The sequence below is a fragment of the Duganella sp. S19_KUP01_CR8 genome (assembly GCF_036688705.1).
Classification (GTDB): Bacteria; Pseudomonadota; Gammaproteobacteria; order Burkholderiales; family Burkholderiaceae_D; genus Rugamonas.
Genome location: NZ_JAQQPR010000025.1, coordinates 40,313 through 54,839, shown reverse-complemented (window position 1 = coordinate 54,839; position 14,527 = coordinate 40,313). Strand labels below are relative to the sequence as shown.

Here is a 14,527-nt window from a genome sequence, read left to right as displayed (position 1 = left end):
GGAGCACAGACCTATGTTAGTTATCGAAGAAGAAGCACTGTTCAGCAGCGCGCACGCCGCGCTGATTTTCGCATTTAATTTCTCGGGCCAGCAGTACGACAAGTCCATGATGGCGCGCATGGCCTCCGGCCCCAGCAAGGAAGGGAAGGGCCTGGGCGGCCTCGACGGCGCGGCCCAGGCCGGCATGATAAGGGCCGAGCTCGACCGTCTCGACCCGATGCTGATGCACATCCTGATCGCGCGCGTGGCGCCGCCCGCCGTGCCTTGCGATTGCGGCCGCAACTGCTGCGCCGGCTCCAAGCCGAACAAGGTGTGGGTCGACGCCATCCTGTTCCTGACCGAGCGCGCGCTGGGCGAGATGTCCGGCCTGCTGTCGCACTATCTGCTGCGCCGCGGCATCATCGAGCGCTGCTTCGGCGTCAAGCACAACCTGGCCGACCTGGCCGACCAGTGCGGCGTGCATCGCGATACCGCCAGCGCGCACAACGCCAAGCTGGTGCGTTGGCTGAAGGGCGCACCGGCCAAGGGCCGCATGCCGGCCGTCAGCGGCGCCGAGCACAAAGCGTGGATCGCCGTCGGCGAACTGCTGCAACAAACAAAAATGATCGATTTTTAAAAAAGTGCTTGACCGTTCCGCAAAACACGCGGAGAATAGGTCTCACATTGATAAGTTCAAGAAGTACGTCAAAAACCCGCCTAGTGCGGGTTTTTGCATTTCTGCGGCGGTTTTTTCCTCGCGCCGCTTCCTCCCTTTCTTTTCTGGTGAACCCCATGGCCGATCAAACTGATGTCGCCCAGGCGCTGGTGGCGGCGATCAGCGCCGCCGTTTATCCCAACGGTATCGGCGCTGCCTCCATTACCGGCGTCACCGCCGTGATCTACGCCGGCTGGCCCAACGCCGCCACGCTCAACGCCGACCTGAGCGCCGGCAAGGCCCACGTGTCGGTATTCCCGACCGCCACCGAACGCGTCACGCAACCGGCTTGCAGCGACTGGATGGCGCAACCCATTTCAAGCTCGACGCTGAGCCTGACGGTCGGCGCCGGCACGGTGACGGTGGCGGGCACGCCGGCGGCGGGGCAGAACGCCGCCGTGCTGGCGGACGGCCTGCCGGTGGTCTACGCGGTGCGCGCCGGCGATACGCCGACCGCCGTCGCCACCGGCCTGGCCTCGCTGCTCAACGCGCTGCGCCCGGCCAGCAATGTCGGCGCCGTCGTCAGCGTGCCGGGCGCGCGCAAGCTGGTGGCGCGGGTCGGCGTCGGCGGCAGCAATATGCGCGTGCTGCGCCGGCAGGAAAAAGTGTTCCAGATTTCGGTCTGGGCCAACAGCGCCGCCGCGCGCGATCCGCTGGCGGCCGCCATCGACGTGGCGCTGGCCGGCGCATGGCGCGTCGCGCTGGCGGACGGCACCAACGGCACCTTGCGTTACAAGCGCAGCGTGCAAAACGATGCGATGGAAAATGCCACCATTTTCCGTCGCGATATTCTCTATGCCGTGGAGTACGCCATCACGGATAGTGCCAGCGCAACCCAGATCGTCGCCGAACAGCTCGGCGTCGCGATGCAGTTCGCAACAGGTGGCCAGGCCGGCGCGACGACGCTGTATTCGTAACGCCACAAGCCATACGCCATCTGCTTTCTTGCCCGCCCCGTGCGGGCTTTTTTTATTTTTAGGAGGCTTACATGCCGGTATCACAGCAAGGCGCCATCAACACGACGGCGCTGATCGTTCCAGACCTCTATGTACAGATAGTGCCGCCCAGCGTGTCACTGCTGAATGGCGTGCCGACCAATGTGCTCGGCATTGTCGGCACCGCTCAATGGGGCCCGGTCAATTCCGCATCCCTGGTGGGCAGCACCGCCGACTATGCGCGCATCCACGGCTCGCTGCAGAACCGCAAGTACGACATGGGCACCGCCTTGGCGGCGGCAGTGCAGCAGGGCGCCGCCAGCATGCGCTGCGTGCGCGTGACCGACGGCACCGACACGGCCGCCACCGCAGCCATCCAGTCGGCCGGCATCGCCGCCACCGGCTCGGTGGCGTTCACCGCCAATCCGGTGGCCGCCACCACGCTGACGCTGGCCGGCACCGTGGTGACCTTCGTCGCCAGCGGCGCCGTCGGCAACCAGGTCAACATTGGCGCCTCGCTGAGCGCGACGCTGGCGACGCTGCTGGCCTTCCTGCAGGCTTCGCTGGACGTCAACATCGACAAGTTCACCTTTGCGCTCAATGCCAATACGCTGAACCTGACGGCGCTGCTGCCTGGCGTGGCCGGCAATACGCTGACCGTGGCCACCACCGTGGCGGGCGCCACCGCGTCCGGCGCCGTGCTGACCGGCGGCGTGGCCGGCACGCCGGCGCTGACGCTGAGCGGCAAATACACCGGCTCGCTGGGCAACAGCCTGCAGGCCACCATCGCCGCCGGCAGCCAGACCAGCACCGTCAAGGTGACGCTGGCGCTGTCCGGCTTCGCGCCCGAGGTGTTCGACAACATTCCCGGCGCCGGCAATGCGCTGTGGGTCAATCTGGCGGCGGCCATCAACAACGGCAACAGCGTGGCGCGGCCGGCGTCGGTGCTGGTGTCGGCGGCGGCCGGTGCGGCCACCGGCGTGCCGGCCTATGCCAGCTCGAACTTCGCCGGCGGCACCGACGGCGCCAACAACATCACCGGCGCGCTGCTGCTCGGCTCCGACCTGGGTAGCCGCACCGGCATGTACAGCCTGCGCAGTTCCGGCGCGGCGGTGGCCATGCTGACCGATTGCGACGACATCAGCACCTTCGCGGCGCAGGCTGCGTTCGGCCTGTCCGAAGGCATCTACATGGTCGGCGTGACGCCGCAGGGCGACACCCCGGCTGCGGCTGCCGCGGCCAAGGCGGCGGCCAACCTCGATTCGTATGCGTTCAAGCTGCTGCTGGGCGACTGGGTTTACTGGAGCGATCCGGTCAACTCGATCACCCGCGTCATCTCGCCGCAAGCGTTTGTGGCGGGCCTGCTGGCCAACCTGTCGCCGGAGCAGTCCAGCCTGAACAAGGCGCTGTACGGCATCGTCGCCACCCAGCGCAGCCTGCAGAGCCGTCCGTACGCGGCGGCCGAGCTGCAGGTGCTGGGCCAGGCGGGCATCGACGTGATCGCCAATCCGGTGCCGGGCGGCGCCTACTTCGGTACGCGTTTCGGCCACAACACCTCGTCCAATCCGGTGACCAACGGCGACAACTACACCCGCATGACCAACTACATTGCCTACACGCTGAACGCCGGCATGGGCAAGTTCGTCGGCCGCCTGCAGTCCAGCCGTGCCGACGACCCGACCCGCCTGCAGGCCAAGGCCACCGTCGACGGCTTCCTGGCCAATATGCGGCAGCAGGGCCAGGTGGCGGACTTCTCCACCATCTGCGACCTGAGCAACAACCTGGTTCCGCGCATCGCCACCGGCTACATGCAGATGGACGCCAAGGTGCAGTACCTGTCGGTGGTCGAGAAGTTCCTGATCAATATGGAGGGCGGCCAGTCGGTGCAGGTCGCCCGCACCAGTACCGTGGCCGCCAACTAAGGCGGTTTTCATTTTCATCCATGCCGCCTGAGGGCGGCTTTTTTATTTGGAGCGACATATGTCGGCAGCAAACCAAACCCTGGGCAAGGACATCCGCGTCGTCATCACGACGGCAAGCGGCAACCTGAACATTCCCACCACGGCGATCATGAAGTTCGACGCCCAACCCGTCACCACCGAGGAAAAGCGCACCGGCCTGGACGGCGAAGCGCGCCACACGGTCACGCACAACGGCTGGAAGGGCTCGTTCGAAATCGACCGCTTCGACAGCACGCTCGATGATTTCTGGGCGCAGGCCGAAGCCAACTACTACAACGGCATGAACGTGCCGTACGGCTTCATCCAGGAAACCATCCAGGAACCCAACGGCGGCGTCTCGCAGTACCGCTATGAAAAAGTGGTCTACAAGCTGACCGAGCTGGGCGCCCGCGAAGGCGACAAGACCGTCAAGATGAAACTGGAATTCATGGCCTCGCGCCGCTTGAAAGTCCAGTAAGCCCCGTGCTGCAAGGCGCGCGTCCATTCGGCCGCGCGCCATTTATTTATTGAACAGGAACTGCCATGAGCAAACCAACTATTTCTATCGAGACGGTGTCGGACGACATCGTCAAGGCCGCCAACGCGGTCGCCACCATCACCGCCGGCGCGCTGCGCATCGGCCTGAAAAAGCCGAACGTGCTGCGCCAGTACCAGATCGTCGAAGTGGTCGGCGCCTCGGCGCGCAACGAGGTCTACATGGGCATGGTCATGCCGCTGCTGTGGGTGACGCAGATCGACGGCGACGAGCAGCCGCCGCCATCGACCAAGCGCGAACTGGAAGCGCTGATCTCGCGCCTGGGCGAGGACGGCGTCAGCGCCGTCATGCACCACGTGGCGGAGCAGGCCGACGCGGCCGTGTCCGAGGCCGCCGTAAAAAACTAGCACGGAACCCCGCATTCGCCACGGTGGTGTACCTGGTGAAGAACGGGGTTCCGTTCGATGTGGCGCTGAGCCTGCCGGAAGAAGTCGGCACTGCCTGGGCCATTGCCCTGGGCGAGCAAGAGGGCGGCGAATTCGATTTCGCCGCGATGCGCTGGATGCCCAGGAAATAGGGCGCGGTTTACAGGAGTTCCCATGGCAAAACCATACCAAATGATGTTGAAGTTACAGCTGTCCAATGGCGCCAGCAAGGGCTTGCGGGAAATCGCGAAGGCGCTGAAGCTGGTCGAAGATGGCGCGGGCAGGGCGCAGAAAAACCTGTCCGCGCTGGAGGAGATACTGGCCAAGCTGAAGGGCAAGGACGACGAGAAAGACAAGAAGAAAAAGACCGGCGAAGCAATGGCCGGCGTCGCCGACAAGATGTTCGGCGCGTTCAAGTCGCCATACGAGGCGGCGGCGGAAGCCGCGCAGGCGCAGTCCGATTTCGAGACGCTCAACCTGGGCGCGCAGAACAACGCCGCCGTGTATGCCAAGGCGGCCGCGTTGTCGCACAAAACGCTGGGCACCGGCATCGCCGACAACATCTCTCGCATCCGCGATCTGAACGATGCGTTCGGCGACTTGCCGAAATCGCTGGCGCTGTCGGAGGACTTCGCCAAATACTCCTTCGCGGCCAAGGTCGCCAACGGCGGCAAGGACGTCGAGGGGCAGACCGCGAATGCCGCCAAGGCGCTGGCCTTGCGTGGCACGCCTGTCACCGGCGCCGAAGCGGTGATGCGCAGCGAGCTGGATTTGCAGTCGAAGGTGAATTTCGCCACCGGCGGCAAGGTCAACGGCGCGGAATTCGTGGCCGCCGCCAAGGCCGGCAAACAGGCGTATCAGCATTTCGACAAGGAGTATCTGTACGGCCAGTTTTCCGCCTACATGGCGCAGGAGTCCGGCGAGACGGCCGGCGCCAATGCGCAAGGCGCCTACGCGACGCTGGTGGGCGGCGGCATGGATGGCAAGGCCAAGGGCTTCCTGTCCCAGCTGGGCCTGTTGCAAGCGCCCGCCAAGGGCAAGGGCGGCAAGGGCGGCGAGGCCGGCCTGAGCGCGGCCAACGTCGCGTTGATGGAGCACCGTCCCGACAAATTCATCGCCGAGGTGCTGGCGCCGGCGATCCGCAAGAAGTACGGCAAGATCGACGACGTCAAGATGGTGTCGCTGCTGTCGAAAAACTTTGACGAGCACACCGCGAGCTTTGTCGGTGACCAGATCGTCAACCGGCCGCGTTTGCAATCCCAGGCGCAGAAGTTTCAGCTGGCCAGCAACTACGGCAGCGCTTACCAGCAATACCTGAAATCGCCGAAGGGCGCGGAGCTGGCGGCGGCGCAGGCATGGAAGAACTTGCTGACCGTGATCGGCAGCGTGTACCTGCCCAAAGTCACCAGCGCCTTGCTGTTCTTCGCGCGGACCATGGACAAGCTGGGCAACTGGCTGGGGCGCTTCCCGGTACTGACGCAGATTGCGGTCGGCGCCTTCGCCGTGCTGGCCGGCGCGCTGAAGATAGGCGGCACGGTGCTCTCGTTGGGGGGTAATTTTTCCTGGCTGGGTAAGGCTGCCAAGCGTGCCTGGCCGATGCTGCGGATGATAGGCTCGGCCTTGGTGGCGGCGGGCGAAGCGGTGGCTGGTCTGCTGACGCCGGTAGGTTGGGCGATTGTCGCCATCGCCGCGCTGGGTGCAGCGATCGCCGGCGCCTGGTACTGGTTCCACAAGGATGCCCCCAAGCCCAATGCGCCAGCCATTCCTGCCGGCGCAACGGCGACGGGCGCGGTTGCCGCGCCGCGCAGCCTGCCGCCCGTCGCACCGCGCACGGCCATCAACGCGGTGCCGCCGCCGGCGCCGACGCCGGTGTTCAAGGTCGAAAACAAGCTCGACTATCGCGGCATCGCCACCCGCGTCCTCCAGGAGGCGGGCGCGCGGATGGCCGGGCCGCCTACCGGCTCCAACAACTTCGACGGCACGATGAACCTCGCGTCGGTCGCCTACGCAGGATAGACACCATGGCAAACACAGCATTTACCCTGACCCTGGGAAGCGAGACTTTCCAGGATTTTGAAATCCCCGAAAGCATTCCGCTCGGCGGCAGCCAGAAGCTGGTGGTGCACCAGTTGCCGGGCGGCGTGCGCGTGGTGCAGGCGATGGGCGCCGAGGACGATCCGATCCAGTGGTCCGGCCTGTTCCTCGGCGCCAACGCGCTGCAACGCGCCCGCGCCATCGACCTGATGCGGGTGGAAGGCAGCCAGCAGCAGCTCAGCTTTTTCGAATACAAATACCGCGTCGTCGTCAAAAGCTTCAAGTACGTGGTGGAGCAGCGCCACCGCGTGCGCTACACGCTGGAGCTGGACGTGGTCGAGGACAGCACCCGCGCGCGGCCGTCGGCCAAGGCCGCCGACCTGAACGCCGCCATCAGCGCCGACGCCGCCAAGGCCGGCGCCATCGCGGCCAAGGTCGGCGATCCGAAGCTGACCGGCTTGATGAAGACGATGAACGACAGCATCAAGTCGGTGTCCGATTTCGTCCAGGCCGGCAGCAAGACCATCAACGGCGTGCTGGAACCGGTGCGCGGCGTCGCCACCCAGGTCAAGGGCATGATCGCCGAGGCCGGCGCGGTGCTGCAGACGGTGACCACGCTGGGCGGCATCCTGCCCAATAACCCGGTCGCGCAGCAGGCCGCCAAGCTGACCAAGCAGCTGGACGCGGCCGTCAAACTGCCGGACCTGCACCAGTTGCAGGCCGTGGTCGGCCGCATCGAAGCCAACCTGACGCGCGCCTCGGGAGCGGTGACGTCGCTGCAGAAAGTGGTGGTCGGCGGCGACAGCCTGTACCGGCTGGCCGCCAAGGTCTACGGCGACGCCACCAAGTGGATCGCCATCGCCCAGGCCAACAAAGTCACCGATCCCCAGGTGACGGGCGTGCGGACGCTGGCGATACCGGCTACGCCGCCGGACAACGGAGGAGTACCCGGCCCATGATCAATCAAGCACAACCAACAAGCGCCGCCAACCGGCCGCGCGGCATGGTCTACGCCAACGGCGCCGCGCTGGACGGCGTGATTGGTTTCGAGGTGAACAACAACGCCTTCTTCGTGGCCGACACCTTTCGGTTGACGTTGTCTATTGCGGCCCAGCCGGCCGGGCGCGGCATCGATTTCTGGTCGCGCCAGGAACAGCTGGAGCTGGAGTTTCTGCTGGGCTTCCCGGCCGATCCTGGCCAGGTCGCCAAGTCCGATTTGACCAGCTTCCTGATCGGCTATGCCGACACGCTGGACGTCGATCTCGACGCCGGCACCATGGCACTGTCGGGGCGCGACCTGAGCTCCAGGCTGATCGACTTCAAGCGCACCATGGTGTTCAGCAGCGGCACGCTGGTGGCGTCCGATGTGGTCAGCCAGATCGCCAAGGCACAGGGCTTGACGCCGGTGGTGACGCCGACTACGGTGGCGGCCGGCGGCTACTACCAGATCGTCAAGGCGCTGGTGGCGTCCAACGTCAGCTACTGGGACATCGTCACCAGGCTGGCGCAGTACGAAGGCTACCAGGTGTACGTGCGCGGCCGTTCATTGCACTTCGAGCCGCGCACCGCCAAGAGCGCCGATCCCTACGTGCTGCGCTGGCAGGCGGGCGGCGTGGCCGAGTCCAACGCCATGCAGCTGGGCTTCCAGCGCAATCTGTCGCTGGCCAAGGACTTGCGCGTGAAAGTGCTGTCCTTCCACAGCAAGACCAACCAGGCCGTCAGCGAAGTGGCCGAGCGCAAGCGCGTGAGCGATGGCGCGGCCGTGCCGTTCGACGGCGAGCCGCAGGAGTACGTGCGCACCTTTCCCAATCTCGACGCCAGCCAGGCCAAGGCCAAGGCCAAGGCGATCTTGCAGGAGTTGTCGGCGCACGAAATGAGCTTGAAAGCCGACCTGCCGGGCGATGTGCTGCTGATGCCGACCAGCCTGATCCAGGTGAGCGACACCGGCAGCGCCTTCGACCAGGCTTACTACACGGCCGCCGTCACGCGCCGCTACTCGGCCGACGGCGGCTTCAGCATGACGGTCGAAGCCAAGAACCAAATCCCCAACACTGATACCAACGCCAAAACTTAGCCGGAGGAGCACGCATGAACAATCTTATCAACAGCATCCGCCTGGTGTCGCAGACGGCCGGGCAGGGCCTGGCGCGCACGCGCATCGGCACCGTCACCAGCTATGACCCCAACACCTACAGCGCCAAGGTGCTGCTGCAGCCGGAGGGCGTGGAAATCGGCTGGCTGCCGATCACCAGCGCCTGGAGCGGCAACGGCTGGGGCCTGTTCAGCCCGCCCACCTCGGGCGACACGGTGCAGCTGGAATTCCAGGAAGCCAGCATGGACGCCGGCCTGATCGTCGGCCGCTTCTACAGCGACCAGGCGCGGCCGCTGCCGGCGCCCAGCGGCGAGCTGTGGGCCGTGCACAAGAACGGCGCGCAGTTCAAGCTGCTCAACAGCGGCGCCGCCGTGTTCAGCGACGGTCACGGCGCCAGCATCACGCTGAACGGGGACGGCAGCATCACGTCGGCGGCGTCGAGCTGGAACCACAGCGGCGCGTTCAAGCTCAGCGGCGACGCCACCATCAGCGGCAAGCTGGCTGTCAGCGCCGATGCCTCCATCACCGGCAAGCTGGCCGTCAGCGGCGATGGCAGCGTCGATGGCAAGCTCACCGTGGCCGGCGATGTCAGGGGTGCCGGCGTCAGCCTGCGTACCCATACCCATCCCGGCGTGCAGTCCGGCCCGGCGATGACGGGAGCACCGGTTTGAGCGATCTCTCCCACTATATCGGCGGCGACCTGGCGCTGTCCGTCACCGGCGACCTGGCATTGAGCAGCGGCACGCTGGAAGGCCAGCAGCGCATCCTGCGGCGCCTGTTGACCAATGCCGGCGACTATCTGTGGCAGCTGGACTATGGCGCCGGCGTGTCGCAGGAAATCGGCAAGACGCTGGACGCCGGCCGCCTGCGCGCGCTGATCCGCGAGCAGTTGTTCAACGAGGCCATCGTCTCGCACCAGCCTGATCCGGTCGTCCTGATCAGCCCCATCGACAACGGCATCAGCGTGCGCATCCAGTACGTCGATGCCGAGGTCCAGCAGCCGGTCAATCTGGCATTCAACCTCAACAGGTAAAACATGAGCATCTCTACCAAAACTTTCGCCACCCTGGTGGCCGACCAGGTGGCGGCGATCCAGTCCAGGACGTCGGGCCTGATCGACTTCACCATCGGCTCCATGCTGCGCGCGTTGGTGGAAACCAACGCCGCGCTGGCCCAATGGCTGCAAGGCATCGCCATGCAGCTGCTGTCCACCATGCGGGCCGCGACCGCCAGCGACGCCGATCTCGACAGCTGGATCGCCGACTACGGCCTGGCGCGGCTGCCGGCCTTGCCGGCGGTGGGTGCAGTCACCTTCGCCCGCTTCACGCCGACCAGCCAGGCGCTGATCCCGTTCAGCACCCAGGTGCGCACCGCCGACGGCAGCCGCGGCTACACCGTCGCGGCTGACACCGCCCACCCGGCCTGGACGGTGGACGGCTATGTGCTGGCGGCCGGCGTGCCCAGCCTGACGGTGCCGGTGCGCGCCAACGTCGCCGAGGCGGCGGGCAACGCCGGCGCCGGCCAGGTCAGCGTGCTGTCGCAGGCGGTGACGTATGTCGACACCGTCAGCAACGCGCTGTCGTTCTCCGGCGGCGCCGATGCGGAAACCGACGCCGCGCTGCGGACACGCTTCGTGGTCTACATCGCCTCGTTGTCGCGCGCCACCCGGGCCGCGATCGGCTACGCGATCAGCTCGGTGCAACCGGGCACGGTCTACACCATCACCGAGAACCAGCAGTACAACGGCACGGCCGATCCCGGCTACTTCTACGTGGTGGTGGACGATGGTTCCGGTGCGCCGTCGGCGGCCTTTATCAACGCCGTCAGCAGCGCCATCGAAGCGGTGCGGGCGATCACCACGCGCTTCGGCGTGTACACGCCGGTGATCGTGCCGGTCGCGGTATCGCTGGCGGTGACGCTGGCCGCCGGCTACGACACCGTCGCCACGCGCGGGCAGGTGCAGGCCGCGATCCAGAACTACATCAACGCGTTGGCGCTGGGCCAGACGCTGACCTACACCCGGCTGGCGCAGGTGGCGTACGACGCCTCGCCCGGCGTCACCAACGTGACGGCGATGCAGCTCAACGGCGGCAGCGCCGACGTCGCGGTGACGGCGCGGCAGGTGCTGAAGTTCTCGACCGTGACGGTGTCCTGATGGCGGCCGGGGACAACGGCGACATCGTCGCCCGCCTGAAAGCCACGCTGCCGACCTGGTTCAGCGACAGCACGCCGGTGCTGGACGCCTTGCTGTCCGGCTGGGCGGCGGGCTGGTCCTTCGTGTATGCGCTGCTGGCCTACGTCAAGCAGCAAAGCCGCTTGCTGACCGCCAGCGACGGCTGGCTGGACATGATCGCAGGCGACTTCTTCGGCCTCGGCTTGCAGCGCCAACCGTACCAGACCGACCAGAGCTACCGGACGGCGATCCAGGCCAATATTTTCCGCGAGCGCGGCACGCGCGCGGGTGTGGTCAAGCTGTGCCAGGACATCACCGGCCGCACGCCCATCCTGATCGAGTCCGCTCGACCGCAGGACTACGGCGCGTATGGCCAGCCCACCGGCTTCTACGGCCAGGGCCGCTACGGTACCTTGAGCACGACGCCGTACGAGTGCTTCGTCAAGGTGTACCGGCCGCTGCCGGGGACGCCGCAGTACGGCATCGCCGACGCCGACATCTACGCCGCCATCGACGCGGTGCGGCCGCACAACGTGACGGTCTGGGTGCAGCTGCTGTAAGGGCTGCTGCGTAGTTTTTATCCACAAGGCCGCTACCCGCGGCCTTTTTTCTTTCAGGAGCAGTATGGATCGCGCAACTGTTTATAACGGCGAGGAATTGATCGAGACCGACATTTTGAACGGCAACAAGTTCGCCATGATCGGTCTCGCCAAACTCGCCCAGGCCGTGCTGGGCACGGCGCCGGTGTTGCAAGGCCTGGCCTGCACGCCGGGCACGGGCCTGACGGCGGCGATCGCCGCCGGCCAGGTGTATCAAATGGCGGCGGTCGACGCCACGCCGTATTCGTCGCTCGGCGCCGATGCGCGCCAGGTGCTCAAGCAGGGCATCCTGGCCGACCCGATCGCGCTGCCGGTGCCGGCGCCTGGCACGGCCGGCAAGTCGATCAACTACCTGGTGCAGGTGCAGTTCCAGGAGGTTGATACGGGGGCGCTGGTGCTGCCGTTTTATAACGCCAGCAATCCGGCGATTCCCTACAGCGGCCCGGGCGGCTTGGGTACGTCGAGCATGACCATCCGTTGCGGAAAATGCGCGGTGCAGGTCAAGGCCGGCGCGATGGCCAACACCGGTTCGCAGGTCACCCCGGCGGCCGACGCCGGTTGGATCGGCGCCTACAGCGTGCAGGTGGACTACGGCATGGCCACGGTGCCGGCGCCGAACATCGCGCCGGTGGCGGGGGCGCCGTTCCTGACCCTGGCGTTGCCGCAGGCCGCGCCGCTGAACAGCCCGGGCTTCACCGGTACTCCGACGGTACCGACGCCGGCGCCGGGCGACAGCAGCCAGAAGGCGGCCAGCTCGGCGTTCGTGGCGGCGGCTGTCAGCAGCGTCAACACATCGCTGTTATCGGTGATTAGCAATAACAGCAAGGGACAGTTTTCTGACATGTATTTTTACGGCCAACTCTAAGAGGACAACATGGCAAGCTATGTAGCAAAAGCGTCGCCCCCGGCGGCGACCTATACCACGCTGGGCACTGCGCCCAACGAGATGACGGTGAACATCCGCTGCGTCAATCTCGATCCACTGAATGCGATCACGGTACGGCTGGCGATCTCGTCGGCGGTAGTGGCGCCTGCCATGCCGGCTGCGGCCGACTGGATCGAGCCACTCGATCTGGTGATCCCGGCTGGTTCGCTGTTGGAAGAGACGGCAGTGGCATTGGTGGCTGGCGAAACAGTCACCGTTTTCAACAGCGCGCCCACGGCAGTGTGGCGTATGCACGGACGTTAATAAGGAGTAGTAATGGGACGAATTCTTTCAGGTGGCGTCAATAGCTCGGTGACGGGCGGCGGCACATTACAAAATCTCAGCACAGTGACGGTGGCTGGCGAGGCAGTGGTGCAAGGCCAACTCGCTTGTGTCGGCGTGGATGGGTTGGCGTATTACGCGCTGGACCCGGCGGGACCGGGTGGTGCTCTGCGTCCGCTTTCTGGTGCGATTCCCCCAGCAACGCCGTGTGCGGCCGGGGTTTCCTTTGCGCTTGCCGGCTCGGCCAACTCGCATGGCACCGGCTGTACGCTAAGCAATGGCAACGCAGTCATGGTTGGGTCGAATGGCAGTACCCTGCAAGTCGGCATCTACAATCCTTTAGGAGCACAGCAGGGCGGATACATTACGCTGCCTCATGCCCAACCCTCCATCAGCACATATGCAGTGGCACTCAGTGGCGGCGGCTTCGCCTTGGCTTATCAGGACTTGGGGACGCAATATGCGACGGTCGCAGTATTCAGCAGTAGCGGTACGCAAATTCTGGCGCCGTCCATTGTCGAAGCTGGTGTGGCAACTTCCTCGCTAGCGATCGCGCCGCTGTCGGGAGGTGGTTTCGCTGTGGCATATTGTACTTCGGCAGGGGCCGTTCGTTATGCTGTGTATTCGGCGACAGGCACTGTTGTGCAGGCGCCGGCGGCGACCGGATTGGTGGGCGTGCTGACGGCGTCGCCGTGTGCAGTTAGCGTCTGCGGCCTGTCATCCGGCGGTTTTGTGGTTGCCGCCATGGTGTTCAATCAGATCTCAACATACTTTTCACGCTTTAACGCGGCGGGTGTTGCGCAGCAAACGGCGATTAACCTGAATAACGCCGGCGGGACCTCCAATCCCTATGGCAGCGTGTGTACTGTCGGCCTTGCGGGCGGTGGATTTATCATCGTTCACCACTACGGCGCTAGCGTAAGCGCCACTATTACCACGCTGTCTGCTGCGGGCAGCGTGGTCGGTGCGCAATATTCCAGCGGCGCGACCGGGAGCAACTATTTCCCCGGATGTGCTGCGGTAGCTCGGTCGGACGGCAGCGCGGTGGTAGCTACGCCTGGCTCGGTGTTCATTGCTAACAGTAACGGCACGATCGGCGTCCAATTTGCCACCACTATCCCGCACACAACGGTAGTGACCCAGGCCGACAATGGCTGGATAGTCGTTGGTGGATATGGGGCGAATCTGGAAGTACGTGATAGCTCGCTCAACTCCCTCGCGACGCTTCAGTATGCCAATTTGGGCTTGTTCTCCGGACAACTGAATGCCGCGCCCATCTGTCTGTTGCCGGTGGGGCGTAGTCCTGTCCGATCGGCTGCGCCACTGGTGCTGGCCTTAACGCCAGGTAGTGCCGGGGCACGGTTTGCGTCTATTGCCTTGACCGGTGTGACTGGCCAGAAGACCACGCCGATTGGCGTTTTCGGTGCGAGCGCGGCGGCCGGTTCTGCCGTGCCGGTGCAGTATCAAGGAGTGGCGACTTTGGCGGGCGGTTTTGTCCAGCCATTCACAATTGACGCGAACTCAGCGTCGCCACCAGGGCAACGTATGGCCGTCGTTGGCAACCAAGCGATGTTATCTGGCATACAGCCCCCGCAAAACCGCCGCCAGATTAACTAACAGGAGCATTAAATGGCAACAGGAATTATTGGTGCAATAAACTCCGGTGCGCTGACTTACACAGCACCGGTTGATTCGAAACTCACGATTTCCATTGCAGGAAATAATACTTCATCGATATCTATAAATGGAGTAACGGCGGGCTTGTTCTTTTCTCCGACTCTGAATTGGCAAATAAGTCACTTTGTAGGCGCGGGACAGACTGTATCTATTTCTGTCACCGCTTGCTCTTGTGTTGTGTCCGTATTGGAGGGAACCTGACTATGAAACTGATTTTCGTAAAAGATGGCTTGGTCGTTGGTCTTGGCTATGCCG

16 protein-coding genes are annotated in these 14,527 nt (G+C 64.9%); all 16 read left to right on the top strand.

Annotated features, from left to right (window positions below; translation table 11 throughout):
* The first annotated feature begins 13 nt into the window (after nt 1-13).
* The 16 genes from V6M89_RS22760 (at nt 14) to V6M89_RS22685 (ending at nt 14,212) form a co-directional block, all read left to right on the top strand.
* Complete coding sequence (locus V6M89_RS22760) at nt 14-616, top strand: DNA-binding protein (RefSeq protein ID WP_332855327.1); 603 nt, start codon at nt 14-16, stop codon at nt 614-616.
* Nucleotides 617-771: 155 nt separating this feature from the next.
* A complete protein-coding gene (locus V6M89_RS22755; RefSeq protein WP_332855326.1) occupies nt 772-1,611 on the top strand; it encodes a hypothetical protein in 840 nt (279 codons plus the stop codon).
* A 71-nt stretch (nt 1,612-1,682) separates the two neighbouring features.
* Entirely contained in the window at nt 1,683-3,551 is a 1,869-nt protein-coding gene (locus tag V6M89_RS22750; protein WP_332855325.1) for a phage tail protein, read from the top strand.
* 58 nt (nt 3,552-3,609) lie between these two features.
* Entirely contained in the window at nt 3,610-4,047 is a 438-nt protein-coding gene (locus V6M89_RS22745; protein ID WP_152807293.1) for a hypothetical protein, read from the top strand.
* 65 nt (nt 4,048-4,112) lie between these two features.
* Nucleotides 4,113-4,472: a hypothetical protein gene (locus tag V6M89_RS22740; protein WP_332855324.1), complete on the top strand. Its 360-nt coding sequence runs from the start codon at nt 4,113-4,115 to the stop codon at nt 4,470-4,472.
* Nucleotides 4,473-4,507: 35 nt separating this feature from the next.
* Complete coding sequence (locus V6M89_RS22735) at nt 4,508-4,642, top strand: hypothetical protein (protein WP_268878369.1); 135 nt, start codon at nt 4,508-4,510, stop codon at nt 4,640-4,642.
* A 22-nt stretch (nt 4,643-4,664) separates the two neighbouring features.
* Nucleotides 4,665-6,506, top strand: a complete 1,842-nt coding sequence (locus V6M89_RS22730) for a hypothetical protein (RefSeq protein WP_332855323.1) — start codon at nt 4,665-4,667, stop codon at nt 6,504-6,506.
* Nucleotides 6,507-6,511: 5 nt separating this feature from the next.
* Nucleotides 6,512-7,483, top strand: coding sequence for a LysM peptidoglycan-binding domain-containing protein (locus V6M89_RS22725; RefSeq protein ID WP_332855322.1), 972 nt, complete (start codon nt 6,512-6,514; stop codon nt 7,481-7,483).
* Nucleotides 7,480-8,598 carry a hypothetical protein gene (locus V6M89_RS22720; RefSeq protein WP_332855321.1) on the top strand — a complete coding sequence of 373 codons (1,119 nt, stop codon included), beginning with the start codon at nt 7,480-7,482 and terminating at the stop codon, nt 8,596-8,598. The genes V6M89_RS22725 and V6M89_RS22720 overlap by 4 nt, the downstream gene beginning before the upstream one ends.
* 14 nt (nt 8,599-8,612) lie before the next feature.
* A complete protein-coding gene (locus tag V6M89_RS22715) occupies nt 8,613-9,287 on the top strand; it encodes a phage baseplate assembly protein V (RefSeq protein ID WP_332855320.1) in 675 nt (224 codons plus the stop codon).
* Nucleotides 9,284-9,649: a phage tail protein gene (locus V6M89_RS22710; RefSeq protein ID WP_332855319.1), complete on the top strand. Its 366-nt coding sequence runs from the start codon at nt 9,284-9,286 to the stop codon at nt 9,647-9,649. The genes V6M89_RS22715 and V6M89_RS22710 overlap by 4 nt, the downstream gene beginning before the upstream one ends.
* Before the next feature lie 3 nt (nt 9,650-9,652).
* Nucleotides 9,653-10,771, top strand: coding sequence for a baseplate J/gp47 family protein (locus V6M89_RS22705; RefSeq protein ID WP_332855318.1), 1,119 nt, complete (start codon nt 9,653-9,655; stop codon nt 10,769-10,771).
* On the top strand, nt 10,771-11,349 hold the full coding sequence (locus V6M89_RS22700; RefSeq protein ID WP_332855317.1) for a hypothetical protein: 579 nt from the start codon (nt 10,771-10,773) through the stop codon (nt 11,347-11,349). The genes V6M89_RS22705 and V6M89_RS22700 overlap by 1 nt, the downstream gene beginning before the upstream one ends.
* Before the next feature lie 64 nt (nt 11,350-11,413).
* Nucleotides 11,414-12,253 carry a hypothetical protein gene (locus V6M89_RS22695; RefSeq protein WP_332855316.1) on the top strand — a complete coding sequence of 280 codons (840 nt, stop codon included), beginning with the start codon at nt 11,414-11,416 and terminating at the stop codon, nt 12,251-12,253.
* Nucleotides 12,254-12,262: 9 nt separating this feature from the next.
* Nucleotides 12,263-12,577: a hypothetical protein gene (locus V6M89_RS22690; RefSeq protein ID WP_332855315.1), complete on the top strand. Its 315-nt coding sequence runs from the start codon at nt 12,263-12,265 to the stop codon at nt 12,575-12,577.
* 12 nt (nt 12,578-12,589) lie between these two features.
* Entirely contained in the window at nt 12,590-14,212 is a 1,623-nt protein-coding gene (locus V6M89_RS22685) for a hypothetical protein (protein WP_332855314.1), read from the top strand.
* Nucleotides 14,213-14,527 lie beyond the last annotated feature (315 nt).